The sequence below is a fragment of the Paenarthrobacter sp. 10L420 genome (assembly GCF_056395385.1).
This window is the reverse complement of sequence record NZ_JBFTJK010000001.1, coordinates 488429-515399: the sequence shown is the minus strand read 5'-3', so window position 1 is coordinate 515399 and position 26971 is coordinate 488429. Positions and strand designations below refer to the sequence as shown.

At 62.4% G+C, this 26971-nt stretch carries 22 protein-coding genes and 2 tRNA genes; 8 read left to right on the top strand and 16 right to left on the bottom strand.

Annotation, left to right across the window (positions count from 1 at the left end):
• The 3 genes from AC1DD5_RS02490 to AC1DD5_RS02480 are packed head-to-tail and all read left to right on the top strand — an operon-like array spanning window position 1 to window position 2859.
• Window positions 1-909: an ABC transporter ATP-binding protein gene (locus tag AC1DD5_RS02490; RefSeq protein WP_442018750.1), complete on the top strand. Its 909-nt coding sequence runs from the start codon at window positions 1-3 to the stop codon at window positions 907-909.
• Window positions 909-1868, top strand: a complete 960-nt coding sequence (locus AC1DD5_RS02485; RefSeq protein WP_442018749.1) for an ABC transporter permease — start codon at window positions 909-911, stop codon at window positions 1866-1868. Before AC1DD5_RS02490 ends, AC1DD5_RS02485 begins: the two co-directional genes overlap by 1 nt.
• Before the next feature lie 52 nt (window positions 1869-1920).
• Window positions 1921-2859 (top strand): TauD/TfdA dioxygenase family protein, encoded by a 939-nt coding sequence (locus AC1DD5_RS02480; RefSeq protein ID WP_477520535.1) that lies wholly within the window; start codon window positions 1921-1923, stop codon window positions 2857-2859.
• A 108-nt stretch (window positions 2860-2967) separates the two neighbouring features.
• On the opposite strand, the gene AC1DD5_RS02475 is transcribed toward AC1DD5_RS02480, so the two are convergent.
• From AC1DD5_RS02475 to AC1DD5_RS02460, 4 genes are all read right to left on the bottom strand, one after another.
• Complete coding sequence (locus AC1DD5_RS02475) at window positions 2968-4722, bottom strand: glycoside hydrolase family 13 protein (protein ID WP_477520534.1); 1755 nt, start codon at window positions 4720-4722, stop codon at window positions 2968-2970.
• A gap of 76 nt (window positions 4723-4798) precedes the next feature.
• Window positions 4799-5710 carry a carbohydrate ABC transporter permease gene (locus AC1DD5_RS02470; protein ID WP_477520533.1) on the bottom strand — a complete coding sequence of 304 codons (912 nt, stop codon included), beginning with the start codon at window positions 5708-5710 and terminating at the stop codon, window positions 4799-4801.
• Window positions 5710-6654 (bottom strand): carbohydrate ABC transporter permease, encoded by a 945-nt coding sequence (locus AC1DD5_RS02465; protein WP_477520532.1) that lies wholly within the window; start codon window positions 6652-6654, stop codon window positions 5710-5712. The genes AC1DD5_RS02470 and AC1DD5_RS02465 overlap by 1 nt, the downstream gene beginning before the upstream one ends.
• Before the next feature lie 24 nt (window positions 6655-6678).
• A complete protein-coding gene (locus AC1DD5_RS02460; RefSeq protein WP_477520531.1) occupies window positions 6679-7953 on the bottom strand; it encodes an ABC transporter substrate-binding protein in 1275 nt (424 codons plus the stop codon).
• Window positions 7954-8182: 229 nt separating this feature from the next.
• Between AC1DD5_RS02460 and AC1DD5_RS02455 the strand changes: the two genes are divergently transcribed.
• Window positions 8183-9406, top strand: coding sequence for an ROK family protein (locus AC1DD5_RS02455; RefSeq protein ID WP_477520530.1), 1224 nt, complete (start codon window positions 8183-8185; stop codon window positions 9404-9406).
• A gap of 34 nt (window positions 9407-9440) precedes the next feature.
• On the opposite strand, the gene AC1DD5_RS02450 is transcribed toward AC1DD5_RS02455, so the two are convergent.
• The 9 genes from AC1DD5_RS02450 to AC1DD5_RS02410 form a co-directional block, all read right to left on the bottom strand.
• A complete protein-coding gene (locus AC1DD5_RS02450) occupies window positions 9441-11012 on the bottom strand; it encodes a Na+/H+ antiporter (RefSeq protein WP_477520529.1) in 1572 nt (523 codons plus the stop codon).
• A 96-nt stretch (window positions 11013-11108) separates the two neighbouring features.
• Window positions 11109-11765, bottom strand: coding sequence for an SDR family oxidoreductase (locus tag AC1DD5_RS02445; RefSeq protein ID WP_477520528.1), 657 nt, complete (start codon window positions 11763-11765; stop codon window positions 11109-11111).
• An 86-nt stretch (window positions 11766-11851) separates the two neighbouring features.
• Window positions 11852-11925 (bottom strand) — tRNA-Met (locus AC1DD5_RS02440).
• A gap of 61 nt (window positions 11926-11986) precedes the next feature.
• Window positions 11987-12058: transfer RNA gene (locus AC1DD5_RS02435), tRNA-Thr, on the bottom strand.
• 118 nt (window positions 12059-12176) lie between these two features.
• Window positions 12177-12668, bottom strand: a complete 492-nt coding sequence (locus tag AC1DD5_RS02430) for a LysM peptidoglycan-binding domain-containing protein (RefSeq protein ID WP_477520527.1) — start codon at window positions 12666-12668, stop codon at window positions 12177-12179.
• Window positions 12669-12908: 240 nt separating this feature from the next.
• A complete protein-coding gene (locus tag AC1DD5_RS02425) occupies window positions 12909-15080 on the bottom strand; it encodes a DEAD/DEAH box helicase (RefSeq protein ID WP_442004011.1) in 2172 nt (723 codons plus the stop codon).
• A gap of 429 nt (window positions 15081-15509) precedes the next feature.
• Entirely contained in the window at window positions 15510-16166 is a 657-nt protein-coding gene (locus tag AC1DD5_RS02420) for an MOSC domain-containing protein (protein WP_477520526.1), read from the bottom strand.
• A gap of 30 nt (window positions 16167-16196) precedes the next feature.
• The gene (locus AC1DD5_RS02415) at window positions 16197-16871 is read right to left on the bottom strand and encodes a response regulator (RefSeq protein ID WP_442004009.1); all 675 of its coding nucleotides are present in this window, start codon (window positions 16869-16871) and stop codon (window positions 16197-16199) included.
• Window positions 16868-18391, bottom strand: a complete 1524-nt coding sequence (locus AC1DD5_RS02410; protein ID WP_477520525.1) for a sensor histidine kinase — start codon at window positions 18389-18391, stop codon at window positions 16868-16870. Before AC1DD5_RS02410 ends, AC1DD5_RS02415 begins: the two co-directional genes overlap by 4 nt.
• Before the next feature lie 151 nt (window positions 18392-18542).
• Here AC1DD5_RS02410 and AC1DD5_RS02405 point away from each other — a divergent pair, with 151 nt between their 5' ends.
• Genes AC1DD5_RS02405 through AC1DD5_RS02395 form a run of 3 tightly spaced genes read left to right on the top strand, consistent with a single transcriptional unit; the run spans window position 18543 to window position 22081 of the window.
• Window positions 18543-19322, top strand: coding sequence for a Tat pathway signal protein (locus tag AC1DD5_RS02405; protein ID WP_477520524.1), 780 nt, complete (start codon window positions 18543-18545; stop codon window positions 19320-19322).
• A gap of 2 nt (window positions 19323-19324) precedes the next feature.
• Window positions 19325-20530 (top strand): glutathionylspermidine synthase family protein, encoded by a 1206-nt coding sequence (locus AC1DD5_RS02400; RefSeq protein WP_442004006.1) that lies wholly within the window; start codon window positions 19325-19327, stop codon window positions 20528-20530.
• A 12-nt stretch (window positions 20531-20542) separates the two neighbouring features.
• Window positions 20543-22081: an APC family permease gene (locus AC1DD5_RS02395; protein ID WP_477520523.1), complete on the top strand. Its 1539-nt coding sequence runs from the start codon at window positions 20543-20545 to the stop codon at window positions 22079-22081.
• A gap of 35 nt (window positions 22082-22116) precedes the next feature.
• On the opposite strand, the gene AC1DD5_RS02390 is transcribed toward AC1DD5_RS02395, so the two are convergent.
• Window positions 22117-23457 carry a glycosyltransferase 87 family protein gene (locus tag AC1DD5_RS02390; RefSeq protein ID WP_442004004.1) on the bottom strand — a complete coding sequence of 447 codons (1341 nt, stop codon included), beginning with the start codon at window positions 23455-23457 and terminating at the stop codon, window positions 22117-22119.
• 188 nt (window positions 23458-23645) lie between these two features.
• On the opposite strand from AC1DD5_RS02390, the gene AC1DD5_RS02385 reads away from it, so the two are divergent.
• Entirely contained in the window at window positions 23646-24830 is a 1185-nt protein-coding gene (locus AC1DD5_RS02385) for an acyl-CoA dehydrogenase family protein (protein WP_442004003.1), read from the top strand.
• Window positions 24831-24916: 86 nt separating this feature from the next.
• Here AC1DD5_RS02385 and AC1DD5_RS02380 read toward each other — a convergent pair whose 3' ends face one another.
• Together AC1DD5_RS02380 and AC1DD5_RS02375 are read right to left on the bottom strand one after the other, a co-directional pair.
• Window positions 24917-26335, bottom strand: coding sequence for an MFS transporter (locus AC1DD5_RS02380; protein WP_442004002.1), 1419 nt, complete (start codon window positions 26333-26335; stop codon window positions 24917-24919).
• Window positions 26332-26856 (bottom strand): winged helix-turn-helix transcriptional regulator, encoded by a 525-nt coding sequence (locus AC1DD5_RS02375; protein ID WP_442004001.1) that lies wholly within the window; start codon window positions 26854-26856, stop codon window positions 26332-26334. The genes AC1DD5_RS02380 and AC1DD5_RS02375 overlap by 4 nt, the downstream gene beginning before the upstream one ends.
• Between the last annotated feature and the right edge of the window lie 115 nt (window positions 26857-26971).

Here is a 26971-nt window from a genome sequence, read left to right as displayed (position 1 = left end):
ATGACAGCCAAAATCAGCCTCCGCAATGTCACCAAACAATTCACCGTCCGGGCTACCAAGTCCACTGCTGCCACGACGCTCACAGCCATAGATTCGCTGAGCCTGGACGTGCGCGACGGCGAGTTCCTCACCTTGGTAGGGCCCAGCGGCTCCGGTAAGACCACGCTGCTGGACTTGCTCGCGGGTCTCTCGACGCCCACGTCCGGGGAGGTGCTCGTTGACGGCAAACCTGTGACGGGTCCCGGCAAGGACCGCGCTGTGGTGTTCCAGCAGTACGCCCTGTTCCCTTGGCGGACAGCATCGGCCAACGTGTCCATCGGCCTGGAAGGAGCAGGGCCGGACGGCAGGAAATTGAACCGCCGGGAACGGGCAGCCAAGGCCAAGGAGTATCTGGCATTGGTCGGGCTGGCTGGGTTCGAGGACCGCTATCCTCATGAGCTCTCCGGCGGCATGAAGCAACGTGTTGCCATTGCCCGGAGCCTGGCTTACGAGCCCGACGTCCTTCTGATGGACGAGCCTTTCGCGGCATTGGACGCCCAAACCCGCGAACAGTTGCAGGACGAACTGCTGCGCATCTGGAAGGCCACCGGCAAGACGATCGTGTTCATCACGCACGGCATTGACGAGGCCGTTTACCTCGGCGAGCGCGTAGCTGTGCTGAGCGCGCGGCCGGGCCGGCTGAAGGAAATTGTGGACATCAACATCCCCGATCGCGACGGCGAGGACGACATCCGCTCCCACCCGGCCTTCGTCGAGCACCGGCATGAGGTATGGACGCTCCTCCACGATGAGGTCCGCCGCGCACAGGACGCCGGGCACAGGAAGATCCTCCCGGACGGCAGCGCACCTGATGAACCGTCAACCGTCACTAAAGAGGGAACCGTCACCAATGAAAGGACTGCGGCCTGATGAGCACCACATTGACGCAGACAGAATCCGCGGCGGCAGCGCGCAAGGCAAGCGTCACGAGCGAGCCGGGTAACGCCGTCGGGCCTTCCGGTACTGATGCCGCAAACGGCCAGGACGCCGCTGCCCGGGAAGACACGGCGCAACGTTCGACGCCGGTCCTCACCACCGTGCGCAGGGTTACGGCAGCAGCCGGTTCAGGCGTGTGGAAGTCTGCAGGCATCCTGGCCTTCCTGGCACTGTGGGAACTCGGGCCGACGTATCTGGCCAGCCCGTCCACCAGGGTCTTCCTGCCACCGTTGCACGAAGTGCTGCTGGCATGGGGCAAGCTCTTTGAAGCAGGCACCATCCAAGGCCACATCGCGGCCAGCCTCACCAGGTCCGTCACCGGTTTCGGCGCGGCGCTCGTTGCAGGCGTGTTGCTGGGACTCTTGATCGCTTGGTACGGACGGCTCAACGCAGTCCTCAACCCCTTGCTGGAGCTCTTCCGCAACACGGCCGCACTGGCCCTGCTGCCCGTGTTCACGCTGCTGCTGGGCATCGGCGAGGAATCCAAAATCAGCATCGTGGCTTATGCGGCTTTCTTCCCAGTGCTTCTGAACACGATCGCGGGAGTGAAAACCGTGGATCCGCTGCTCATCCGGGCTGCGCGCTCGCTGGGACTGAACAGTTTCCGGCTCTTCCAGAAGGTCATCCTGCCATCGGCCGTGCCCACGATCTTTACCGGTATCCGGATGGCCGGCACCGCGTCCATCCTGGTGCTGATCGCCGCCGAAATGGTCGGCGCCAAGGCCGGCCTTGGCTACTTGATCGTGAACGCGCAGAGCAGCTTCCTGATCCCTGACATGTATGCGGGCATCCTCACGGTCTCGCTGCTGGGCCTTGGCGTGAACTTCCTGCTGGTCGCCCTGGAACGTCACTTCTCCCGCTGGCGGACGGCAGTGGGCGCGGACGCCCCCTGAAAACCATCCCCGTGGCATCTGCCACAAACCATCACAAAGTAAGGAAAAAACAATGACCGTCATTACCGAAACCAAGCTTGAATTCGCCAAACTAGGCTCCCGCATCGGCGCGGAAATCCGCGGACTCGACATCAGTGGAGACCTCAGCGAGGACACGGTCGCTCAGATCCGGGGTGCGCTCAACGAGCACAAGGCCCTGGTGTTCCGGGAGGCCAATATCCTCACCGACGAAGCCCAGGTGAAGTTCGCCAGCCATTTCGGTCCGCTCACCAAGGCACATCCCACGGTTGCGTCCGTGGAAGGTGAAGAAAACGTCTTGCCGGTGGACAGCGAGAATGGCTCCGCGAACAACTGGCACACGGACGTGACGTTCGTGGTCAATCCGCCGCAGGCCTCCACGTTGCGGAGCATCGACCTGCCTGCCTACGGCGGGGAGACGCTCATCGCTTCCTCCGCTGGCGCCTACCAGGACCTGCCGGAGGAACTGCGCAACTTCGCGGATACCCTGTGGGCCATCCACACCAACGATTACGACTACTCAGTGCCCAAAAACCTTGAGCATTCCAACGCGGAAGAGCGACGCAAGGAATTCACCCGCCTGAAGTTCGAAACCGCCCACCCCGTGGTGCGAGTCCACCCGTTGACCGGCGAGCGCGGATTGTTCATTGGGGGCTTCGCGCAGCGGCTTCGGATCGTGGGCCTGTCCAACACCGAATCCCGGGACATCATCCGGCTGCTGCAGGCTTATGTGACCCGCCCGGAGAACGTGGTCCGCGTGAATTGGGAGCCCAACCAGGTTGTCTTGTTCGACAACCGGATCACCCAGCACTACGCCCCGGACAACTACGACGGGCAGCCGCGCAAGCTCAATCGTGTCACCATTGCCGGCGACATTCCTGTCAGCATCGACGGCAAGGCAAGTCAGGCCATTCAGGGTGATTCCAGCACCTACTCGGTGGTGGCCCCGGTGACCGTCGCCGCCGTTTCGTAGGGGCGAATATGTGTTGCTGTTGTAACCCATCTGAGTCGCAGTTAAGCACGTTTTCAGCTCATAACGCGCACAACTGCGACTCAGTTGGGTTTAAGGGAGGCCCGGCGCTTACGCGTCGCGGACCACCCAGGCGGTGGTATCCGCGGGGAGCAGGCCGCCTTCCAGCGGTCCGCTGCTCACGACGACGGTACCCACCGGAAGTGCGAAGGGCTCACTTCCGAAGTTGGTTACCGTTTCCCAACCACCAGGACGGCTGAAGTGCAGGACGTCCTGGTTTCCGGTCTCAACCCATTCGAGTTCCTCGTCGGTCTGCAGTTCCCGGCGCAAGCGCAGCGCTTTGCGGTAAAGCTCCAGCGTTGAGCCTTCACGCCCTTCCTGCTCGGACACCGCGTACTTTGCGAACCATTCCGGCTGCGGCAAGTGTGCCTTGCCTTCTCCGAAGCCGTAGGAGGGTCCTTCTGAGGTCCACGGCAGTGGGACGCGGCAACCATCGCGACCGATCTCCACCCCTGGGTTGCGGTAGAAGGACGGGTCCTGCCGCTCAGAGTCCGGGATCTCAGCTACTTCCTGCAGGCCAAGCTCTTCGCCTTGGTAAAGGTAGGCGGAGCCGGGCAGGGCGAGGAGCAGCAACGTGGCGGCGCGGGCACGGCGCAAGCCGAGTTCGACGTCGAGCTCTTCCGCAGGCGCGCCAGCCAGCAGCCAGCCTTTACCGTCCTGGCCCTTTGGCTTGCTGGCCGAGACATCCTGGGCGGCGTTGGTTCCCTGCGCAACTGAACCACCCTTGGGCAGTCCGTAACGGGTGGCGTGGCGGACGACGTCGTGGTTGGAGAACACCCAGGTGGAGGACGCCCCGGTTTCCTTGGCGGCGATCAGGTTTTCCGTGATGATCTTCCGGAAGGAAGGCGCCTCGAAGTCGGCCTGCAGGAGGTCGAAGTTGAAGGCCTGGCCCAGTCCCTCGGGGCTGGCATAGCGGGCGCGGCGGGATTCATGGACCCAGGCTTCGGCGACGGCGGTGCGCGGCGGGTTGTACTCGTTGAAGAGCTTGCGCCACTCGGCGTAGACCTCATGGACTTCGTCGCGGTCCCAGAACGGGTGCGATCCGTCCACGAAACCATCGGTGCCATGAGCCCGGGCCTCAAGGTCTGCCTTCATCGGCAGCGGCTCGGAGAGATCCTTGGCCATGCCGTGGGCGACGTCGATGCGGAAGCCGTCCACGCCGCGGTCGGACCAGAAGCGCAGGGTCTTCAGGAAGTCCTCGCGCACCTCAGGGTTGTCCCAATTGAAGTCCGGTTGCTCCTTGGCGAAGATGTGCATGTACCACTGGCCGGGAGTGCCGTCAGGTTCAGTGATGCGCTCCCAGATGGGTCCACCGAAGACAGAGTCCCAGTCCGACGGCGGCAACTCGCCGTTTTCGCCCCGGCCGTCCCGGAAGATGTAGCGTTCCCGCGCAGCAGAACCCTTCGGCGATGCCAGTGCCTCCTTGAACCACTCGTGGCGGTCCGAAGAGTGGTTGGGCACGATGTCGGCCACCAGCTTGATGCCTGCGGCATGCAGTGCCGCTGCCATTTCATCGAAGTCTTCAAGCGTCCCCAGCTTGGGGTCCACGTTGCGGTAATCGTCGACGTCGTAGCCACCGTCCGCGAGCGCCGACGGGTAGAACGGGCTCAGCCAAACGGCGTCGATCCCCAGTTCCTTCAGGTACGGAACCTTGGCAGTGATGCCCTTGAGGTCACCGATGCCGTCACCGTTGGAGTCGGCGAAGCTGCGCGGGTAGATCTGGTACACAGCTGCCTGGCGCCACCAGTTCGGATCAGCCATTCGCTCTTCGTCGGTACGGTGTGCCTGAGTGGCGGAAGTGCTCACGAAACTCCTTTGATTTAGAATCTAAATTTATGTCCCGGACCAGTATGAAACGCTGGGCTCGGAAGGTCAACATCCACTAGCCCTTAACGGCACCTTGTGTCACGCCCGCCATGACCCACCTCTGCGTGAAGAGGTACGCGACGATCGCGGGCGCCATCGCCATCAGGTAGGAGGCGAAAGACACGTGGTAGTTGTTGCTGAACTGGGTTTGAAACAGGTTCTGCCGTACTGGAAGGGTCTGCAGCGCCGGATCGGAAATGATCAGCGACGGCATCATGAAGTCATTCCACGCATAGAGGAAGGCGAAGATACCGACGGTTGCACTCATCGGCGCCAACAGCGGGAAGATCAGCTTCCAGAATGTCTGCCATGTTGTAGCGCCATCGATCCGGGCACTCTCTTCCAGTTCCATGGGGATGGAACGCAGGAATGCAGTGAAGAGCAGCACGCTGAAGCTCAGTTGGAACATGGTGGCCAGGAGGATGACGCCGAGCGGATTGTCCAGCCCAAGACGACCGGTGAGCTGGATCTGCGGCAGTGCAACCACCGGGAACGGAATGAACATCGCGCCAAGAAGGTAGAAGAACGAGTACCTGAACAACCGGCGTTCCCAGTTGCGCACAATCGCGTAGGAGGCGAATGCAGCAAGGACGATGGTGGCAAGGACGGTCCCTGCGGTCACCAGCAATGACATCGTGGCACCCACGGGAAAGTTCGTCAGGGTCCAGGCTTGGATAAAACCGTCGAGGCTGAAGGGGGCGGGAAATGAGAAGGCATTGCCGTCCACCGCCTGCCCCTGGGTCTTGAAGGCCATGGACACCGTGACGTAGAGGGGAAGCAGCACGGTTACCGCGCACAGGACGAGGACCGTGGTTGCCGGCCAATTGACCCGCTCGAGGGCCGGAGCCGACCGCCGTCGGCTGCTTGGAGCGGTGCCGGGTTCAACGTGGGAGGAGTCCCCGATTGCGAGGGTGGTTTCTGGGGTCATCAGAGTGCATTCCGTCCGCGAGTCAGCGAGAGCTGCAGGAGTGAGATAAGGATGGCGACCACGAAGAAGATGGTTGCATTGGCCATCTGGTAGGCGTAGTCGCCGCCATTGAAACCGGCGATGACAGTCATCGCGATGCTTCGGGTGGAGGTCCCCGGGCCGCCGTTCGTCAGCCCGACGATGATGTCGTAGGCATTAAGGAAGCCCTTGAACCCAAGAATGATGTTGATGACCACGTAACCGGCCACCAACGGAAGGGTGATCTTCAGCAGCTGTTGGAATTTGCTCGCGCCGTCGATTTCCGCGGCCTCATAGACGTCCCCGGGCACAGCAACAAGGCCCGCAATGTAGATGAGCAGGGCCCCCGGTACGGCCTGCCAGGCTGTGACAAGGACAATCGCAATCCACGCGAGGTCGGGGTTGGCCAGCAGGCTGCTCTCCAGCCACGGGATCCCTGCCGCAACACCCGCCGCAGGCAGGGAGTTCGAAAACAGGAAGTTGAACACGTAGGCGATGATGATGCCGGAAACCACCATCGGGATAACGAAGATGGTCCGCAAAGCGGACTTCATCCGGATGCGCGACGTGAGCCCGACTGCCAGGAGAAAGGCGATCACGTTGACCGCGATCACCGTGACGATGGAGAAACCGAAAGTGAACAGATAGCTCTGCAGGATGGCGGGATCACTGAAGATCGCGATGTAGTTGGTCAGGCCGATGAACTCCCAATCACCGATTCCGATGGAGTCCGTGAAGCTGAAGAAGATACCGATGATGCCCGGAATCGTGATGGCGAGCGTGAACAGGATGAGGCTGGGCACGAGGAAAAAGTAGAAGATCGGTTCCACACGCCGCCTGCTGCGCTGCGGTGGGGTGCTCTGCGGTTGGCTGCTCTGGCTTTTGCGACTCTGGCCGGACGTGGTTGAGGTGCTGATGCTGGACATATTTCTGACTTCCTATGTTCTGCACTACTGGCGGAACGCCAGGCGCGCCCAATCTGCGTCGAGCGTGCTGAGGGTGGATGCAGGGGACGCGCCAAACACGATTGCCTGCGTGTAGTTCATGATCGGGATGGTCCGCGGAACGAGCACCGAGGGACCCTGGTAAACCTGCGATTTCTCGTAGTACTCCACCATTCCCTCAATCCGGGGGTCCGGGACGTTGGCAGAATCCTTGGTAGGCGTGAAGCCCAACTGTGATTTGTTGTAGGCATCGATCACCTCTGGCCTGTACAGGTACTCGAGGAAGTTACGTGCAGCATCCTTGTGCTTGGACGCCTCGGGAATCCAGGCCGCGAGGTCCACATTGACGCGAACGCGCAGATCCTTGGGATCTTCGGTCATCGGGAGGGGAAAGGTTCCGAGCTTGAGGTCCGGGGCGGTCTTGGCGATCTCGCTGAATGCCCACGGGCCCTGCAGATACATGGCCGCTTTGCCCTGCGAGAAAGCAAGATTACCGTCGCCATAGGCCCGGCTTGCAGCATCCTTGTTGACGTAGCTCTTTGCGAGTGTCAGCATCTTCTCGACTGGCTGGTTGAAGTCTTTCTGGAATGACACGGAGGATTCCGGCCCAACCTCCGTGCCTTCGGCAGCAAGCTTCTTGAAGAAGTCAATCGTGTCCACCTGCCCACCTACCGAGTAGTCAAACCACCCTTGAGCGATCGTCCAGTCGTCCTTCCACGTGGCATAGAACGGCGTTACCCCAGCGGCTTTCAGCGCTTCACACGCCGCGACCATCTCGCTCCACGTCTTCGGCACGGCGATGTTGTGCGCAGCGAAGATCTCCTTGTTGTAGATCACCGAGGACGCCATGACCGAGTACGGCAGGGCACTGGTCCGGCCAGGATAGGAACCGTACTGGTCCATGAGCGGCTGGAGGTCTTCGCGGACGCGGGAGGCGGCTTCCGTGCCGGACAAGTCGCTCAACGCTCCGCGCTGGACAAAGCGGGACGTCTCCATGTTGTAGTTTGCAAGCGCGATGTCCGGTGGATTGCCACGGACGAAGCTGGCGGACACGACGTCGACACCCGAGGTGTCCAGTACTACCTCGGTTTTGTTCTGGGAAGCGTTGTAGTCGGCAACCAGCTTGGTCATGAAGCCGATGGCCTCCCGCTTGCTGAAGGTGAAGCGGATAGTCTCTTTGCCCGGTTCCCCGGTGCAGCCCGAGAGAAGGCCGGCGAGCAGAGCCAGACCCAGGCCCATCGCTGCCATGCGTTTCTTGCGCGAAGCTTTCACAGACTCCATAGTCCTTTCGTCTTGCGGACCCCCAGTGGCGGCTATGCCTTGGGGGAGGTGGTCGCGTTCAACCTCCGACTTTAGATAGGAGGTAAATTTATGACCTATCGCTAGTATTTAGTGAGGAGCGCCACATGGTCAAGCTTTTGAGGAAATGCGTCGCCATCTAAATTTATGTACTAAATTTAGAGAGACCGCTCTATCACTCTGGTAGGCGGCTGGAAACTGGGAGCATCGCATGCTGATCGGGACTGCGCCGTCAACACAGCTGGTTCGAAGGGTCAATGCCGGCGCGATGCTCAAGGCCATGCGGGGTGCCGGCGTCGTAACAGGCACGGAACTCATGGCGTCCACCGGGCTTTCCCGCGCCACCGTCATTTCCATCTGCGACGAACTCGTCCGGCTCGGCTGGCTCCAGGAGCTGGAAAACCAGCGAGGGGCCGGAGACTACATTAAGGGCAGGCCGGCGCGCCGCTTTATCTTCGACGACAGCGCGGCCAGCGTGCTTGGGATCGACATCGGCGCCAACAAGATCACGGCCATAGTGGCTGACATGGCGGGAACACCTCTATCGCAAGTCACGATGCCCTTCCGTACATACATTGTGCCTGCCAATGAGCGCGCGGATGTGCTGGACCGGATCGCCGCCGATGTCCTGAAAAAGGCCGGCGTATCTGCAGACTCGGTTCTTGCTGTGTCTGTGGGAGTGGCTGCGCCGGTAAGCCGCGACGGCGAGGTTCTCACCGTCCAGGAATTCTGGAAATCCTTCGATGTCCGCCAGATTGTTTCAGAGCGGCATGGCTGGCAGGTACTCCTGGAAAATGACGCCAACCTCGCAGCCCTCGCGGAACGGTGGCAGGGCACCGCACAGGGAGTCGACAACCTCGTTGTCATGCTCGCCGGCGACCGCCTGGGTTCCGGAATCCTCGAATCCGGCCGTTTGCTCCACGGGCAGCTTGGTGGCTTTGGGGAACTCGGATATCTGGATACGGTGGACGGCGTGGGCGACACCTACGGCATCGCCCACTACGCTGTGTTGTGGGGGCGGGAAGCCCTTTCGGGCAGCGAGACCACCAAGCTGCGGGAACTTTGCGAGGATGATCCTGCAGCACTCACAGCAGAGATGGTTTTCAAGGCAGCTGCGGAAGGCGACCACGCCGCCCGTCACGCCCTGGACCGCGTGGCGCACCGCATGGCCCGCGTGATCGGGTCAATCAGTACTTTGGTCAACCCAGAGCTGGTAGTTATTGCCGGAGCCGTGGCAGCCTCTGCCCACGCCCTGATCCCAGCCATTGAGAAGCAGTTGCCGGACTTCACGTTCACTCCCCCGCGCCTGGCAACCTCCACTCTGGGCGACGGCATTGTGTCCCTCGGCGCGATCCGCCACGCCCTGGACTACGTCGAGGAACACGCGCTGGACCTCTCCCCCTCGTCATTGCCGAAGCGCGCGGACGCTTCCTGATCCGCGCCTGGTGCTGGGCTGCATCCGGAAGCCGCTATTCCGGCATGGACATGGTGCGCAGGTCCAGCTGCCTCAGAACACGATCTGCCACTTCCGGATCAGTCCCAGGCTCATTGCGCGCCTCCACCACTTCCTGGCGGGCGGCATCCAGCGCAATCGTCTGCACGGCAATGGCAAGCTCACGCCCTCGCTTGCGTTTCTCCGCCGCTGACTCGTTGCGCAACGTCCCATCCAGCAGTTCTGCATGGAGCCGGCGCATCTTTTCCTTGACCAACGCCACTTTGTCCGCGGGAAGTTCCTTCATGAGCTCGTGGTCCTTCAGCGCCGACACCGCCGCCGACTGCGCACGCTTGGCAAGAACCCGCGCAGCATCCTTTTCGTGGGAACCGTCCTCCGTGGCTTTGAGGACCCGCATCAGCCACGGAAGTGTCAGGCCCGGCAGGACCAAGGTGGCCAGGAGCACCGCGCAGGCGATGACCAGGATTTCGTGTCGTGCGGGAAAGTCGCTGCCGTCAGGCAAGGTCACCGGGAGCGCCAAAGCGAGAGCCAGTGTCGCCAGCCCACGCATTCCACACCATGTCAGGATGAGTACTTCCTTGGGCGAGGTTGGCTGCAGGAGATTCCGCCGCTGGTGGGCGGTCAGCGCAAGCAGCCCGAGCCACAGGTAGCGAACGGCGAACACCAGGATGCAGATCACCACAGCAACGCCAATCATCCCGAAGATCGCCGTCCCCTCGTCACGGACGACGTGACGGATCTCCAAGCCCACCAGGCCGAAGGCCAGTCCGGTTGCCAGCAGCTCCACCACGTCCCAGAAGGCTGTCCGCGTAATGCGTTCTGCAGCATCCTGCGGCCTTGCGTGGCGTTGCAGTTCCAGGGCAGTCACGACGACGGCCACCACACCTGAGGCGTGCAGCTCTTCCGCCAGGATGTAGGCAGCGAACGGAACCACAAGCGTGACCGCACTGCGTGCCACCATGGACGTCACAAGCTTGGTGATGAACTTTGTCAGCCAGCCCATGGCGATGCCGATGACCACTGCCAACGCCGCACCCACCACGAACTGCCATATGAGGTTAGGCCCCACCTCGCTACCGGAGACCGTGGCGGCAACCGCTGCCTGGAAGATCACAATGGCGGCGGCGTCATTGAAAAGGCCCTCGCTCTGCAGAACGGTAATGAGCCGCCTCGGCATGTGAACGCGGCCAGCCACGGACTCGACTGCGACGGGATCCGGCGGCGCAACCATGGCTCCCAAGGCAATAGCTGCCGGAATCCCGATGCCAGGAATCATGAGCCACGCAGCACCAGCCACCACTGCTGTGGAGACCACCACCAAGGCGACAGCCATGAGGAGCAGCGTCCGCCACCGGACGCGGAAAACGGCCCACGAACTCTTCTGCGCCGTGGCAAAGAGCAACGGCGGGAGGAAGATCGGCAGGATCAACTCAGGCGAGATCTCAAACTCCGGAAAGCCCGGAATGAAGGTCAACGCAACAGCCAGGAGCAGCATCAGGACCGGGTATGGAAGCCGAAGCCTGTCCCCCAAGCCGACGGCCAGCACCGTGGCAAGCAGCAATCCGATAATAAGTGCCAGCTGATCCATGTTCCCGCTTCCCCAGAAGTTGTACGTCGCGTCTGCGTACAATGCCGCGGAAGCTACTTACAAACCTATCCCGGGGTCCACGGATCCCTTGCCACCTCAATCGGCGGTCAGGGCATCCACTACGTCAACTGTTCCATCCTTGAAAGTGATGGTCCGGTGGATAGTGCCGGGAAGTTCCAGGACGGCGGCCGCCACCAGGGCAACGTTCGCGCGGGAAGTCCTGGTGCCGTTGCCAGGATTGGCCGGGTTGACTTCGATCAGTCCTGATGCCGGCTCCTCCGTCAAAGTTCCGGGTGCCAGCACCGTCCAGTCCAGGCCGGTACTGCGCAGGTAGTCATCAGCGGCGGCCTTGGACTCGGCGTAGGGGAAGAAGGGGTGGTCCTCGGGGATGCCGTGATCCTTTGCGCTGCCTATGTAGGAAACCATCACGTAACGCTTGATGCCGGCTTCCTTGGCCGCGTCCATGGATCGGATGGCGGCGTCCCGGTCCACTGCATAGGTCCTGGCCGGATTACCCCCACCGGCCCCGGCCGACCAGACCGCGGCGTCGTGGCCCTTCAGCGCCTGGGCGAGTTCCGTCGTCGTCGAGTTTTCCACGTCCAGCACCTGCGCGGTGGCGCCGGTCTCCGTGACTTCTGCCACATGATCGGGATTTCGAATGAACGACGTGACATCGTGACCTTCGCCACTAAGAATCCGGGATAAATGAAGGGCCACTTTGCCGTGGCCGCCAATGATTGCGATTCGGCTCATGCACCCATTCTGTCCCACATGGGAGGGTGGCGCGGCCGGGGATATGAAAAGACCCCGCAGACGTAAATCTGCGGGGTCTTGCTGTGTAGCGGTGGGGAGGCTCGATCTCCCGACCTCACGATTATGAGTCGTGCGCTCTAACCAACTGAGCTACACCGCCACGAATGAGAAAAACCTGTGTCAAGCCGGTCAAAACCGCCTTGACACAGGCCCTCATTCAGAGCCCCCCACCGGAATCGATCCGGTGACCTCGTTCTTACCAAGAACGCGCTCTACCACTGAGCTAGGGGGGCAACGAGTAAATACTCTACCGGACGTTTTCAGAAGCTACAAATCGGCGAAAATCCGGGGAAAAACGGCGTCGACACAATTTGCGCAGACGCCACTTTCCTGATCCAAATACCGCCCAAATCAGGGCAGACGGAGGACCTGTCCGGGGTAGATGAGATCCGGGTTGGGCACCGTGTCAGCATTGGTTGCGATCAGGGCTCCGAGGTCCACCCCGAACTGCGCAGCGATGCCGCTCATCGTGTCCCCGGGCTCCACCACAACCTCCGTGACGCGTGGGGCGACTGGACCCTGCTGCCCTGCCTCGGAAGCGGCCTCAGAGGCTGCCTGTTGGGCCAGTGGCTGGACCTCTGGCGCTCCGGGCTCCAAGCCCGCCTGCTCGGCGATCTGAGCGCCTGCAGCGTTGGCTGCCTCCTGCTGCTCAGCCGCTTGGGCTGCAGCAGCTTCTGCGGCGGCCTTGCTCGACGCAGAAGCATCGACGGCGGCAGTATCCTCTGCGGCCTGGTCCACAGCGGAGCGGTCGGCAGCGGACTTGTCCGCAGGATCAACGGGGGCGCTTCGGTGATCCTTCTCACCAAGGCCCAGGTTCTTCTTCAAATTGTCGAGCAATCCCATGGGGAACCCTCCTGCATTCAGCGTGCGACCATCAGGCTCTTCGCGGCTACGCGGCTCGTAGCACTTTGATCGTACGGCGGCTCCCCCTGGCATGGAACCCGCCCTTGTTCGTCCCACCCGCCCTTGAACGGAGGGAATGACGAACAAGAGCGGGAATTGTGGGATTAAACGCCACAAGGGGCCGGCCCGAAAGCCGACCCCCTGACGGGAACTAGTTAGTGATGATCACCAAGAAAGTGTTTACCACTTGCCCTTGCGGTTGAAGTCGCGGTGTCCGCCTTCGCCACCGCTGCGGGGCTTGCGGGCGCCGTCGCCGTGTCCACCGAAGCGGGAGCCGCTGGACTGGCCACGGTCACGATCGCCGAAGCTGCCTGCAGTGCGCTCGGAGCGGTCGCTGTACGTGCGGCCGCCACGGTCAGCAGAGGAACGCTCGCCACCTTCGGACTTGCGGAAGTCCTTCTTGAACCCACCGCTGCCCTTGAAGTTGCCGCCACCACGGTTTTCGCGGTCGCCATAGCCACCACGGCCACCGGCGCCACCACCGGAGTAGCTGCCACGGTCGCCGCTGGGCTTGCGTCCGTTGTCCAGCTCGAGGTTGATCAGTTCGCCACCAATGCGGGTGCGGGACAGTGCGCGCAGCTGCTCGGGGCTCAGGTCGGCCGGAAGCTCCACCAGGGAGTGGTCCGAGCGGATGTCGATGCCACCGATTTGTGCGGAAGAGATGCCACCTTCGTTGGCAATGGCGCCCACGATGGAGCCCGGCATGACGCGCTGACGGCGTCCGACGGCGATCCGGTAGGTGGCGTTGCCCTCGGTGAGTGCACGGGTCGGGCCACGGGAGCCGAAGCCGTCCTTGGAGCGTTCGCGCTTCTGGTACTCAGGAGCTGCAGGCAGTTCCTTGACCAGCAGCGGCTGTCCGCCCTGTGCCATGACGGCAAGTGCAGCAGCGATCTCCGAGGCCGGTACGTTGTGCTCTTCCTCGTAGGAGGAGATGAGGTCGCGGAATGCTGCAACATCCTCGGACTCAAGCGTCTCGGTGATGCGCTCGGCGAACTTGCCCAGGCGCAGCGTGTTCACGGTCTCGGCTGTGGGCAGGTGCATCTGCTCCACCGGCTGGCGCGTGGCCTTCTCGATGGAACGCAGCAGGTACTTCTCCCGCGGTGTCATGAACAGGATCGCGTCACCGGAACGGCCTGCACGGCCGGTGCGGCCGATGCGGTGGACGTAGGACTCGGTGTCGTGTGGGATGTCGTAGTTGATGACGTGGCTGATGCGCTCAACGTCAAGACCGCGGGCTGCGACGTCGGTAGCAACCAGGATGTCGATGCGGCCTTCCTTCAGCGCGTCAACAGTGCGTTCACGCTGCTGCTGCGGGATGTCGCCATTGATGGCGGCAGCCTGGAAACCGCGGGCCTTCAGCTTGTCAGCCAGGTCCTCGGTTGCCATCTTGGTGCGCACGAAGGCGATAACGCCGTCGAACTCTTCAACTTCCAGGATGCGGGTCAGGGCGTCCAGCTTGTGCGGGCCCATGACCTGAAGGTAACGCTGCTTGGTGTTGGCACCGGTGGTGGTCTTGGACTTCACCGAGATTTCAGCAGGGTTGTTCAAGTACTGCTTGGACATGCGGCGGATCTGGCCCGGCATGGTGGCAGAGAACAGCGCAACCTGGCGGGTTTCCGGAGTCTGCTGGAAGATCTGCTCTACGTCATCGGCGAAGCCCATGCGCAGCATTTCGTCAGCTTCATCCAGCACCAAGTACTGGAGTTCGGAGAGGTCCAGGGAGCCCTTGGCAATGTGGTCGATCACACGGCCGGGGGTACCGACAACAACCTGTGCACCGCGGCGCAGGCCGGCCAGCTGGGGACCATAAGCGGAGCCACCGTAAACCGGGAGAACAGTGAAGTCATCAATGTGCTTGGCGTAGGAAGTGAACGCTTCAGCAACCTGGAGGGCGAGTTCACGCGTCGGCGCCAGGACCAGTGCCTGGGTCTTGCGGGACGGGCCGTTGAGGTCGTGCAGCTCAGCCAGGCGGGACAGGGCAGGAACAGCGAAGGCTGCAGTCTTGCCGGTACCGGTCTGGGCCAGGCCGACGACGTCGCGGCCTTCGAGGAGCAGCGGAATGGTAGCTGCCTGGATGGGGGACGGCTTTTCGTACCCGACATCCTGCAGTGCGGCCAGAACGCGGCCATCGATGCCAAGATCGACGAAGCGGACGCCTTCTTCTTCCTCGTCTTCTGCCTTGGGGGCAGGAGCTTCGGTGAAGGCGGGGGCTGCAGACTCGGGTGCAGCGTTCTCGACGGGGGCAGCGGCGGTAGCCGGTGCTTCTACTACGGTGCCTTCAGCGGCGGTCTCTGCTACGTCAGCAGACTCAGCGTTCTGGGCGTCGAAGTTTTCGTTGAGATTTTCGGTCATAGGGGGAAATTCCTCATCCATAGGGCAGTCGGCGCGGCCCGGTTGGGCTTGGCCGCATTACTCGTCGCGAAGAGCCAGGCAAAGGTGCCCTGCTTTCGCAAGAAGTCCGGCGCTATCGCAATCCCATGGCAGGACTTCCCGCTGCATCTCTTGGCTGCTATCCCAGCAGTCTGTACAGCGTTTTCTTTAGCCGGCTCTCCCTATGAAAATGCCCGCACACATTTGCGGGCCCCAACACTTACCAGTCCTGCCTCAAGAATTGGGCAGGATAAAGGGATTTCCGGAGTGGGGGATATTTCAAGTGTAGGGCACAGGGTGCCCTCACCGCGAGTTGAGTCCTGATGAAGACGGGTGAGCTTGAGCACACCCGACACTTCGGGCCCTCCACGGCAGCCTTTCAAGGAAGCCCTACAGCCCTTTTAAGTAGGCTTACAACCCGTTCCGCCGCAGGACTTTCTCGAATTTCTCATGATATTCGTCCTGGAGCCGGACCTCCCCGTCGGCCTCGGCATCGAGCAAGGTTTGCACCATCTCCGGCGTGGGTTCGCTAAACCATTGGCCAACAGTAATGCCGTGCTTCGGGACGAACAGCCGGTGAATATGATCGCCCGCGGACACCGTCCCCGTCTTGATCACACGAAGGTAGGTTCCCACTCGCCCAACCTGGGTGAATCGCTTCACCCATTGCGGCTCGTCCAGCAAGCGCTGGAAGGTGGCGCACGGGACGCGCGGGGACGTTACTTCCACTTCCACATCCAGCCCGATCTTCCAGCGTTCACCGATCACGGCTCCCGTGGTCTCGATTCCGGACACCCGCAAGTTCTCCCCGAAGACGCCGGCTGGAAGTTCACGATCCAGTGCGGCTGACCAGTAATCGGCGTCTGCCTGGGAATAGGCGTACAGGGCCTGGTCTTCGCCACCGTGATCGAAGCGGTTGGCCTGGACGTCGCCGTGGACACCGAGCTTGTGGATCTTGACAGGGCCTTCCACAGGACGCTTATCGATCGCGGTGACGCCAACGCTTCCTTCCGGGTCAGGCAACAACTGGTGGACACGGCAGACAGCGAGAAGGGATGCGGTGTTCATGGACAACAGTTTACGGACGGGAAGCCGGATTTAAGGATCGAACCGGTAACCCATTCCCGCTTCAGTGTGCAGATGCCGCGGCGCGGCCGGGTCCCGCTCCAGCTTTCGCCGCAACTGGGCAATATAGACCCGCAGATATTGCGTCTCCTTCGCATAGGCCTGCCCCCAGACCTGGGTCAGGATCTGCTGCTGGCTCACCAACTTTCCCTTGTTCCGGACCAACAACTCCAGGATGTTCCACTCGGTGGGGGTCAGCCGCACCTCTGACCCGTCCTTCACGATCTTCTTGCCCGCCAGATCCACCATGAAGTCCGACGTCGCAAGGGTAGGTTCCTCGCGATCAGTGAGGACCCGTCGCGAGGCAACCCGAAGCCGCGCAAGCAGCTCATCCAGTCCGAAGGGCTTGGTCACGTAGTCGTCCGCACCGGCGTCGAGCGCTTCCACCTTGTCCTCCGAGGCATGCCGGGCAGACAACACGATGATGGGCATGCTGCTCCACCCACGGATGCGGCGGATGATCTCCACCCCGTCCATATCCGGCAATCCAAGGTCCAACACAACAATGTTGACGCTTTGTTGCGCCACGGCGTTCAAGGCATCGGCGCCGTTTCCAACGGTCATTGCCTGGTACCCATGGGCCTGCAAGGTGATCTGCATTGCCCGCGCAATCTGGACTTCGTCCTCAACTATCAGCACACGGGTCATGCCCTGCCTCCCCCATAACCGGTCCACAGCGGCAACGTAACCACCATGGTCAGGCCGCCACCTGGCGTCGGCTCCGCGACGAGCGTGCCGCCCATGGCTTCCGTGAAACCCTTGGCAACCGCCAGTCCCAACCCAATTCCGCCGCCGGCGCCGCTTGCCCGGGCGCGTGAATCGCCAAGCCGCTGGAAGGGTTGGAACATCTCAAGCACTTCGTTGTGTCCCACCCCGCTGCCGTGGTCCACAATCCTCAGTTCACTGGCAGGCTTGTCCCCCACTGTGATCCCGGCCCCGGCACGTGCAGTCAGGATGACGTCCGAACCAGGTGCGTACTTCACCGCGTTTTCAACGATGTTCGCCACCACGCTCTCCAACATGCCTGAGTCGGCTGTTACCGGCGGCAGGTTGGGTTGCAGCTCGCTGCGTATCCGACCTTTCGGGATCCCGCGAAGTGCTTCGGGCAATATTTCGGTCCAGGTGGTGCCCGCTAGCAACGGGTTCACGGCGTCGGCGGTAATCCGGGACATATCCAGCAGGTTGTCCACCAAATGGTCCAGGCGGTCAGCATAATTCTCGATCGTCTCCAACAACTCCTTCTCCACGTCCGGAGGGAACTGGACCTCTTCCTGCCGCAGGCTGCTCACAGCCAGTTTGATTCCAGCCAACGGCGTCCTCAAATCATGCGAAACAGCACGAAGGATGGACGTCCGCATCTTGTTTCCCTCGGCCAGGCGAAGGTTGTCACGCCGGCTCTTGACCAGTTGCTGCCGCTCACGCACAGCCACCACAAACGCTCCAAAGGCCGCAAGCAGCCGCTGATGTTGGGAGGACAGCGCACCACCGCGCAACAACAATGTGTAGTGGGGATCGACGACGGCGGCATGGTCTGCGGCGGCATGGGTCACGGGCGGATTGGGGCCGGCGCTCGCAAGGACCCGCCACTGCGGCGGCGCACCAGCCACGGTGACGCTGTCCGGGGCCGGGGAGCCCAAGAGTGTCACAGCCTCCATGCCGAGATTTCCGCGGACTTTCTCAAGGAAGGATTCAAGGCTGCCGTCCGAGCTGAGGATGCGCAGGGCCAACTCGCTCAGGGCCGTGGCCTCGGCCTCGGACCTCGCAGCTTCCTGGGCCCTGCGGCTCGCCAGTCCCACCGCGAGCGCCACGCCGCAAGCCACTGCCAGGAAAACCACCAGCGTGAACAGAGTGGTTGGATCAGCGATGGACAGGGAACCTACGGGTTCGGCTGAGAAGTAGTTCAACAGGAAACTGCCCAGCACCGCCGCTACCACGGCGGGCCACAGGCCTCCGATCGCGGCAACGGCCACGGCCGCTGCCAGCTGAAGGAGCATGATCATGGCGAAGTTGCGGAAGCCCAGCACAGTGACCAGGACTTCGACGCCGGGCGGCAACAGCAGGGCAAGGACAAGGCCAGTGATAACCCGTCCACGGCCGATGCCCCGAACCGCGGGAAGACGCAGCAGAACGTCGTTGGAGTCGCTGCTTTGTGCTTCAGGACCTGGCATGGCTACATCCTTCCACGGTTGGCAGGGTGGGCAGTTGTGCCCACCCTTCTGTGCCACCAGTGCCCGCGGTCCGCTCAAGGACTAGGCTTGCAGTCAGCATCTGGTCCGGCATGGCGCCGGACAATCCAACGGTCTATCCAGGGGGATATACATGGACCCGAACGAAGGCGCCGCTGGCAGCGGTGCTTCAGGAAATGACGCTTCTGGCAACGGCGCGTCAGGCAATGGCGCGTCCGGCGGCGGCGCTGCTGACGGGGGCGGCCAGGGCCCGGACGCGGGCAAGAATCCGCCCAAGCCACCACCGTGGCAGGTGCCCAAACCCGAGCTCCATCCTGAGCTGATCCCTCCAGCCAATGACAGGGACAATCCATCTGGCGGACAGAAGCCGACCGCTTCCAAGCCCAGCTCATCCAAGCCCGGCTCATCCCGGCCCGGCTCTTCCGAGCCCGGCGCATCCAAGCCCGAGCCCGGCAAGCCACTCCCCATCATTGACCCGTTCGCGAAGGAACGTGAACGCGAATCAGCCCAGGCAGAGGCCCGGAAGAAGCGCTCGCGGCGCCGCACCGTCGTCGTGGGTTTGGGTGTTACCGCTCTTCTGGCCGGAACCATCACCGCAGTAGTTGCCAGCAGCGAACAAGAGGCTGACTACGCGCAGGTCTGTTTCAACGATGAAACCGGCGAGCGCGTGGACGATACCCAGTGCAACAACAGCAGCTCGGATGGCCGCGGGTCGGCCATCTACGCCTGGTACTTCTACTCGCGGGGAGCCACCGTGCCTGCTGTGGGACAGAACCGCAGCTCCTACCCGAGCTATACGAAGACAGTTCCACAGGGCGCCAAGACTTCAACGGGTTACAGCACCAAGGGCGGCACAGTCAGCCGTGGCGGCTTTGGCAGCAGCTCCAAAAGCGGCGGAAGCTCGGGAGGCTAGGCGTGCAGCGTTTGCCCTCCGAGCCCAGGCCGGACTGGAAAAAGAAGATCGAAGAACAGGGCCTGGTCTTTTCCACCACCACCATGCCCGATGGCCGCAAAATCGAGTACTGGAACGAGTCGGCGTACTACGAATTCACCATGGACGAGGTGGAGACGCTCGAGAAGACTGCCGAGGACATGCACCTCATGTGTCTTGAGGCAGCAAAGTACCTCGCCACCGGGGCCATGGGCGATATTGGAATCGGGCAACAGGCGCTGGAGCTCGCCGGCGAATCGTTGCAGGCCGGGGATATGGATATCTACGGTCGCTTCGACTTCATCTATGACGGCAAGGGCGGGCCGGCGAAGATGCTGGAGTACAACGCCGATACGCCCACAGGACTCATTGAAGCTTCCGTCGCGCAGTGGTTCTGGTTGCAGGATGTGTTCCCGGAAAAGGACCAGTGGAACGGAATCCATGAGGCGCTGATCCGGCAATGGAAAAAGCTGCAGTTCCGCACCGGGATGAGCACACTGCATGTGGCTCATTCGGAGGCCGAAGAATCCGGTGAAGATTGGATGACTGCCGCCTACATGCGGGACGTGGCGAGCCAGGGCGGGTGGACGACTATCGGCATCAATATGTCGGATATCGGTTGGGACCCGAACCTGAACCGCTTTGTGGACCTGGACAATTTCATGATCAGCACCATGTTCAAGCTGTACCCGTGGGAACTGATGATGAAGGAACCTTTCGGGCATCGGCTGCTGACGCGGGCCCACAATCCTCGATGGGTGGAGCCCGCGTGGAAGATGCTGCTCTCCAACAAAGCCCTGCTTGCTGCGCTATGGCACCTGTACCCCGGCCACGAGAACCTCCTGCCGGCCTACCTTGGCGATCCTGGCCCGCTCAAAGAATGGGTGGCCAAGCCCCTTCATGGCCGTGAGGGCGACAACATCCGCATCCACGCCCCCGGCATCGAGCTGCAGCAGCCCGGCGGCTATGGCCGTGAAGGGTGGTGCTTCCAGCAGTACCACGCTCTCCCGGACTTCGATGGAAACCATCCGGTGCTTGGTCTCTGGGTGGTGGACGGCGAGTCCGTTGGCTGCGGTATCCGTGAATCGGATGGCCCCATCACGGACTATTTCTGCCGCTTCGTTCCCAACACCATCGACGCCCCGGCGCCTGCCGCGCCCACAACTACTTCCTACGGAGCTGCACTGTGAGCACTGAAAACCATGAGCACTGAAACCTCGACGCCGGACGGCGGTTCAGCGGGCGGCGACCGTACCGCCGTCGTACCTTCCAAAGGCCTCCATGCAGGGATCCTGGACCTTGGCGACTCCGTCATGCTAGGGCTGGCGTCCACCGCGCCTGTGTATTCGCTGGCCGCTACGCTGGGGCTCATTGTTGCCGTCAACGGCAACTACACTCCCCTGATCCTGGTTCTTGCCTTCGTTCCAGTGCTCTTCATCGCCTATGCATTCCGCGAGTTGAACAGTGCACTCCCTGACTGTGGCACCACGTTCTTCTGGGCACGAAAGGCCTTTGGTCCGTGGGCGGCCTGGCTTGGCGGCTGGGGCGTGGCATTGGCCGGCATCGTAGTCCTCGCCAACCTGGCCCAAATTGCCGGGAAGTATCTGTGGTTGCTGATCGGCGACGGTTCCCTAGCCGGCAATACGTGGCTGGTCACCGCCACCGGGGTGCTGTTCATCGCGTTCATGACCTACGTAAATCACCGCGGCATTCGGCTGGGCGAGCACGTCCAGCGGACCCTGACCTACATCCAGTACATTTCACTGGGCATCTTTGCGGTGGCCATTATTGTTGGGATCGCGTCTGCTACCCCCGGCGGCGACAGCTCCATCCAGGCTTTCGACCTTGAGTGGTTCAACCCCGCGGGTGCCTTCGCCGATCCCAGCGCAGTGGTTCACGGGGTCCTGCTGGCCCTGTTCATCTACTGGGGCTGGGACACCTGCCTGGCCCTGAACGAAGAGACCGAAAACCCTGCGAAGACTCCAGGCCGGGGTGCCGTCATCTCTGCATTCGTCCTGGTGGCAATCTACGTTTCCGTGGCCCTGCTGGTGATGATGTACGCGAGCGTCGGGACCGAAGGCATCGGCCTGGGCAATGAAGCAAACCAGGATGACGTCTTCCTGGCCATGAAGGATGTAGTGCTGGGCCCGTGGGGTTGGCTGATCGTGGTGGCCGTCCTGGCATCCGTGCTGTCCTCAACGCAGACCACCATCCTCCCTACAGCCCGCGGAACGCTGTCCATGGGCGTGCATGGTGCCCTGCCGGCGCGTTTTGGCAAGGTCCACGAACGGTTCCAGACGCCGGGTTTCTCAACCCAGGTCATGGGCGTGGCTGCCGTGGTGTACTACGTGGCCATGAGCTTCCTCAGCGAGGACCTTCTGGCGGACTCCATCAGTGCCATCAGCCTGTTCATCGCGTTCTACTACGCCCTGACCGGTTTCTCGTGCGTATGGTTCTTCCGCTCAACGCTTCGGGATTCTGCCCGCAACCTGTGGTTCCGCGGCATCCTGCCCTTCCTGGGGGCGGTGTCGCTGACGGTGGCGTTCTTCATTTCGGCGGTGCAAATGTGGGATCCGGAGTATGGAGACACCCAGATCTTTGGAATCGGCGGAGCCTTTGTCAGCGGGGTCCTGCTTCTGCTCCTGGGCGTGGTGCTGGCCATCGTCTGCCGTTTCGCACCTGCCACGCGTGGCTTCTTCACTGGGGAGCGCGCCGACGCCGGGCTGGTGCGCGGCGAGTAAACGGCGGGTGCGCGGCGCGTAAGCGGCGAGTGCGCCTAGCGTCGCGCTGCGGTCCACTGGCGCAGCCGGGTGGGAATGTCCGGGACCTCGATCTGGACAGCGTCACGCCGCAGCGCGATGAGCCAGCAGACCAGGATCGCCACGGCGCAGAACACCCCTGCACTGGATGCCATGATCCAGAGCCCTGGCGTCTGGACGTTCAGGTCTGCGGCACCCAGCGCCGTGCCGATGGTCTTTGGCGAATAGAAGAAGACCAGCGTGGAAAGTGCCAGCACAGCGGTCATCACAATTCTCTGCGCCCTGTACCGGCCAGGAGTTTCCTTGATGGTCCAGGCGAATGCCGGCAGGACCACAGCCATCCAGACCCAATGGTGGGACCACGAGACCGGGCTGATGAGCAACATGGTGAGTGCCGTCGTCGACATTGCAATGACGCGGGCTCCCTGCGAGCTTGCCGCGCGGATCAGGAAGGCCGCCAGCACAACTGTGGCGAGGCTGAGCGCGATCCAGGGAACGGTTACTGAATCCTGCGGCACACCAAAGTGCAGCAATGCGCCCTTGATCGAGAGGTTGTCCACGTAGCCGGCGCCGCCGATCCGGGACGTGTCAGGGAGTATTTCAAGCCAGAACTGCAGGGACTCGGCGGGCCGAACCACCCATGCCAGGAGGACGGTGCCGGCGAAACCAATGGACATGTTGGCCAGTCCACGCCAATCCTTGCGCATCAGGAAGTACAGGCCAAAGACAAGGGGTGTCAGCTTGATACCGGCCGCTATGCCCACCAGGAAGCCGCTGCCACGGACGCCCCGACGACCTGCGGGGCCAAGCAAGTCCACAGCCATCAAGCCCATGAGCAGGATGTTGATCTGGCCGAACGCCAACGTCTCACGCCATGGACCGAGGAACAGGACAGCCAGGACCAGGGCCCCGGCAATCCAGCGGCTGCGGCCGGATGACAACGCAGTGCGCCAGTCGTGCTTGGAGGCCCAGTACTTCACGATGGTGGCAGCAACCCAGGCGGCAATCGCTACTCCGGCCACGTTGAACAGCATGAGCGCGGCGGGTTGCGGCCAGAGTGCCAACAGCCCGAAGATGAGCGCTGCGAACGGCGGATAGGTAAAGGGAAGTTCCGGTCCCCCTGCTGCGGCAACGCTTGGGCCGTACAGGTCCGAGGGCGAGGCGCCGGCGTCGTTGAGGATGCTTCCGCCGAACCAGTACACACTGAAGTCCAGGCCCTGCTTACTCCACTCGGCAAGCATCAGCCACACGGGCCAAATCAAGAGCGCCCACGGGAGCCAATGCAATGCGCGTGAAGTGGTGGATGCAGACCTCCCGGCATCCGCCTTAGCCTGTAAATCGACGCCGGGCAGTGCCATGTCTTTATCCCCCAATATATTCTTTGTGCAGTGGGATCCCAGTGGTCCCCGAATACATACTACTTAACGCCCGGCGGCGCCGATCCGGCTGACGGTTGCGCCCGTCCCAGCTGCCGGTTGCGCCTGACGCGGCCGAGGGGCGCGGGGTGTCTGCCTCGTGCGGGCATCCAGCCGCTTAGGATGCTGGAATGAGCGATTCAACGACGAACACCTCGGATGTGCTGGCCCTCGATTCCCTCTTGACCAGCGAAGAACTGGCTCTGCGCGAGAAGGTTCGGGATTACACAGCCCAGCGGATCCGGCCGAACATCGCGCGCTGGTATGAGGACGCGGTTTTCCCGCAGGAGATCGCGCCCGAGTTGGGCGAGCTCGGCGTCCTGGGAATGCATCTGGAGGGCTACGGCTGCCCCGGCCGGACCGCCGTCGAATATGGCTTGGCAGCCATGGAGCTGGAGGCCGGCGATTCCGGCATCCGCACCTTTGTCTCGGTGCAGGGCTCGCTCGCCATGACGGCCATTCACAAGTGGGGCTCGGAGGAGCAGAAAGAACAGTGGCTGCCACGAATGGCCGCCGGCGAACTGATCGGCTGCTTTGCGTTGACGGAGCCGACGGCGGGTTCGGACCCGTCGTCGATGACCACTTTCGCTCGTGAGACGTCCGACGGCTGGGTCCTCAACGGCGCCAAACGCTGGATCGGACTCGCCTCAATTTCCGACGTCATGGTGGTGTGGGCCCAAACGGAGGATAACGCGGCGGGCATCCGCGGTTTCCTGGTACCGGCGGGCACGCCGGGTGTCACGGCCACGCCGATCGAGCCGAAGCTCTCCATGCGCGCATCAATCCAGTGCGACATAAAGTTCGACGACGTACGGCTGGGTCCGGAGGCGATCCTCCCGGGTGCCATCGGACTTCGTGGGCCGTTCTCCTGCCTGAACGAGGCCCGGTACGGCATCGCGTGGGGAGCCATGGGCGCAGCTCGCGACTCCTATGAGGCCGCGCTGGAATACGCCGGTAGCCGGCTCCAGTTCGGGCGACCACTCGCTGGATACCAACTGACCCAAGAGAAGCTGGTGAACATGCTCCTCGAGATCCAAAAGGGCACCATGCTCGCCCTGCACCTTGGCCGCCTGAAAGACACCGGGCATCTTCAGCCCCAGCAGATCTCCATGGGCAAGCTCAACAATGTCCGGGAGGCCATCAAAATCGCCCGGGAGGCCCGCACCATCCTGGGCGGCAACGGCGTCACCCTGGACTATTCGCCGCTGCGGCACGCCAACAACCTCGAATCAGTGCGCACGTACGAGGGCACCGACGAGGTTCACACCCTGATCCTCGGGCAGCACATCACGGGGATCGGCGCGTTCCGGGGCTGAGCACCAAGTAGGTCGCAGTTAAGCGCGTTCTGACGGCTCAAAACGCGCTCAACTGCTACGTAGTTGGGTGAGGGGGCAGGGCTGGGTCAGGCGGAAACTGTGGCGGGTTGCTTCTTCGCTGAATCCTTGCGGATGGTTGCACTGATCACTGCAGCTACCGTGCACATGGCTGCTGCGCCCATCCAGGCGTAGTTGTAGTGTCCGGTGGCATCGCGGATGAACCCGGCAGCCAGTGCGGCGGCCGCCGCTCCGAGCTGATGGGCCGCGAACACCCAGCCGAAAACCACTGAGCCATCGGCGCCGAATACCGAGCGGCAGATGGCTGCCGTCGGGGGCACCGTAGCTACCCAGTCCAGGCCGTAGACCACGACGAAGATGATCATGCTCGGTTCCACGGACGAGCCCAACAGCAGCGGCAGCACCAGAAGACCGATCCCCCGGAACTGGTAGTACACCGCCAACAGAACCTTGGGGTTGAAGCGGTCCGTCAGCCACCCGGAGGCGATAGTCCCCACGATGTCGAAGATCCCGACGACGGCCAGCAAGCCCGCCGCTGTGGTTTCCGGCATGCCGTGATCATGAGCTGAGGGAATGAAGTGGGTGCCGATGAGCCCATTGGTCGTGGCGCCGCAGATGGCGAAGCCCGCCGCCAACGCCCAAAACGTACGGACTTTGCTGGCACGTTTGAGGACCTGCAACGCCCGGACAGCCGCGTTCGCCGAATCCGGCTTGGCTGTTACGGAAGCCGTCGGGGGCGGCGGAACTGCAGCGCCCGGCGTCGTGGTCTTTGAACCGGCGGTACTGGCCGCGGGTGCTTCCGCGCCATAAGGCAACACCCCGACGTCGGCGGGTGAGTTCCGCAGCCACCGCAAGACCAGCGGTACCACCGCGAGCGCACCGGCGGCGATGAGCAGGGACGCGCCCCGCCAGCCCGGGTTCTGGGCAAGGGCGGCGATGAAGGGCAGGAAGACAAGTTGGCCGGCGGCGCTGCCGGCGGTCAGGATGCCGATCACCAGGCCACGGCTCTTGGCGAACCACGTGTTGGCGATGGTCGCTGCGAAGACGAGGGCCATGGATCCCGTTCCCAGGCCAATCAGCACGCCCCAGGTGAGCAGGATCTGCCAGGACTGGTTGACGAACACCGTTAGCGCTGAGCCCAGACCGATCAGGCAAAGCGCGAGCGAGGTGACTTTGCGTATGCCGAAGCGTTCCATTAAGGCGGCGGCGAAGGGTGCCGTCAGCCCGAACAAGACGAGGTTGATGCTCACCGCCAAGGACAAGACTGTGGTGGACCAGCCGAATTCCTGTTGTAGCGGAACCATCAGCACTCCAGGCGCGGCCCTGAAGCCGGCGGCCCCAACCAGGGCGAGGAAAGCTACGGCGGCCACAATCCAGGCCGGGTGCAGTCTGCGGCTGGGTCCCTTGCCGGGTTGCTTGCCGGATTGCTTGCCGGTTGGGACGGCTGCATTGCTTATCGGAGTTCCGGTGACATCGGGAGCGGTCATGCGGAGATCTCCGTTTCGGGGGAAGTTGTTGGTACGGGTGCTATGGCCAGGGGCAGCGGATGGTCACTGCGTGTGAAGCTGTGCCAGCTCGTGTTGGCAGCTGTCAGGTGGACGCCACAATGGGTGCACGTGTCTGCCGACGCCGTGATTTGTCCGCAGTCAGTGTGAACGACCTTCATATGAGAGACCTCGCTGGGGGCGTCCAAATGTTTCTCTGCCCAAATGATGATGGCGTTGAGGACCGGAAGAGCGTCCTCGCCCTTGGGGGTGAGCACGTATTCCTGGCGCGTCCGGGCACCATCCTGATAAGGGCGTTGCGTCAAGAGCCCGTCCTCGAGCAGCCATGCCAGACGTTTGCTGAGAACGTTGTCCGCGACTTCCAGTCGCTCCTTGATGGCTTCGAAACGGCCGTTTCCAAAGAAAATCTCGCGCAGGACCAAGCTTCCCCATGGATCGCCGAGGACGTCGAGGCCCCGCGCCAGGCTGCACGTGCGGGCGGACCAGTCAGATCGCAAAGGCATGTGGACAAAGTACCTGACTTTTCTAAAGAAAGCTAGATTATGTGTGGCGCCTTAGCGGACGCCTTTGCTTCCTGACCCTCTTTGGAGTTTGGACTGCCCGGAAGCACCCTATTTT

Excerpts from the sequence above, each read along its gene's own strand:
- AC1DD5_RS02490 (WP_442018750.1), top strand. The coding sequence starts at position 1 with ATGACAGCCAAAATCAGCCTCCGCAATGTCACCAAACAATTCACCGTC.
- AC1DD5_RS02485 (WP_442018749.1), top strand. The coding sequence starts at position 909 with ATGAGCACCACATTGACGCAGACAGAATCCGCGGCGGCAGCGCGCAAG.
- AC1DD5_RS02480 (WP_477520535.1), top strand. The coding sequence starts at position 1,921 with ATGACCGTCATTACCGAAACCAAGCTTGAATTCGCCAAACTAGGCTCC.
- AC1DD5_RS02470 (WP_477520533.1), bottom strand. The coding sequence starts at position 5,710 with ATGACCCCAGAAACCACCCTCGCAATCGGGGACTCCTCCCACGTTGAA.
- AC1DD5_RS02465 (WP_477520532.1), bottom strand. The coding sequence starts at position 6,654 with ATGTCCAGCATCAGCACCTCAACCACGTCCGGCCAGAGTCGCAAAAGC.
- AC1DD5_RS02460 (WP_477520531.1), bottom strand. The coding sequence starts at position 7,953 with ATGGAGTCTGTGAAAGCTTCGCGCAAGAAACGCATGGCAGCGATGGGC.
- AC1DD5_RS02455 (WP_477520530.1), top strand. The coding sequence starts at position 8,183 with ATGCTGATCGGGACTGCGCCGTCAACACAGCTGGTTCGAAGGGTCAAT.
- AC1DD5_RS02450 (WP_477520529.1), bottom strand. The coding sequence starts at position 11,012 with ATGGATCAGCTGGCACTTATTATCGGATTGCTGCTTGCCACGGTGCTG.
- AC1DD5_RS02445 (WP_477520528.1), bottom strand. The coding sequence starts at position 11,765 with ATGAGCCGAATCGCAATCATTGGCGGCCACGGCAAAGTGGCCCTTCAT.
- AC1DD5_RS02430 (WP_477520527.1), bottom strand. The coding sequence starts at position 12,668 with ATGGGATTGCTCGACAATTTGAAGAAGAACCTGGGCCTTGGTGAGAAG.
- AC1DD5_RS02425 (WP_442004011.1), bottom strand. The coding sequence starts at position 15,080 with ATGACCGAAAATCTCAACGAAAACTTCGACGCCCAGAACGCTGAGTCT.
- AC1DD5_RS02420 (WP_477520526.1), bottom strand. The coding sequence starts at position 16,166 with ATGAACACCGCATCCCTTCTCGCTGTCTGCCGTGTCCACCAGTTGTTG.
- AC1DD5_RS02415 (WP_442004009.1), bottom strand. The coding sequence starts at position 16,871 with ATGACCCGTGTGCTGATAGTTGAGGACGAAGTCCAGATTGCGCGGGCA.
- AC1DD5_RS02410 (WP_477520525.1), bottom strand. The coding sequence starts at position 18,391 with ATGCCAGGTCCTGAAGCACAAAGCAGCGACTCCAACGACGTTCTGCTG.
- AC1DD5_RS02405 (WP_477520524.1), top strand. The coding sequence starts at position 18,543 with ATGGACCCGAACGAAGGCGCCGCTGGCAGCGGTGCTTCAGGAAATGAC.
- AC1DD5_RS02395 (WP_477520523.1), top strand. The coding sequence starts at position 20,543 with ATGAGCACTGAAACCTCGACGCCGGACGGCGGTTCAGCGGGCGGCGAC.
- AC1DD5_RS02390 (WP_442004004.1), bottom strand. The coding sequence starts at position 23,457 with ATGGCACTGCCCGGCGTCGATTTACAGGCTAAGGCGGATGCCGGGAGG.
- AC1DD5_RS02385 (WP_442004003.1), top strand. The coding sequence starts at position 23,646 with ATGAGCGATTCAACGACGAACACCTCGGATGTGCTGGCCCTCGATTCC.
- AC1DD5_RS02380 (WP_442004002.1), bottom strand. The coding sequence starts at position 26,335 with ATGACCGCTCCCGATGTCACCGGAACTCCGATAAGCAATGCAGCCGTC.
- AC1DD5_RS02375 (WP_442004001.1), bottom strand. The coding sequence starts at position 26,856 with ATGCCTTTGCGATCTGACTGGTCCGCCCGCACGTGCAGCCTGGCGCGG.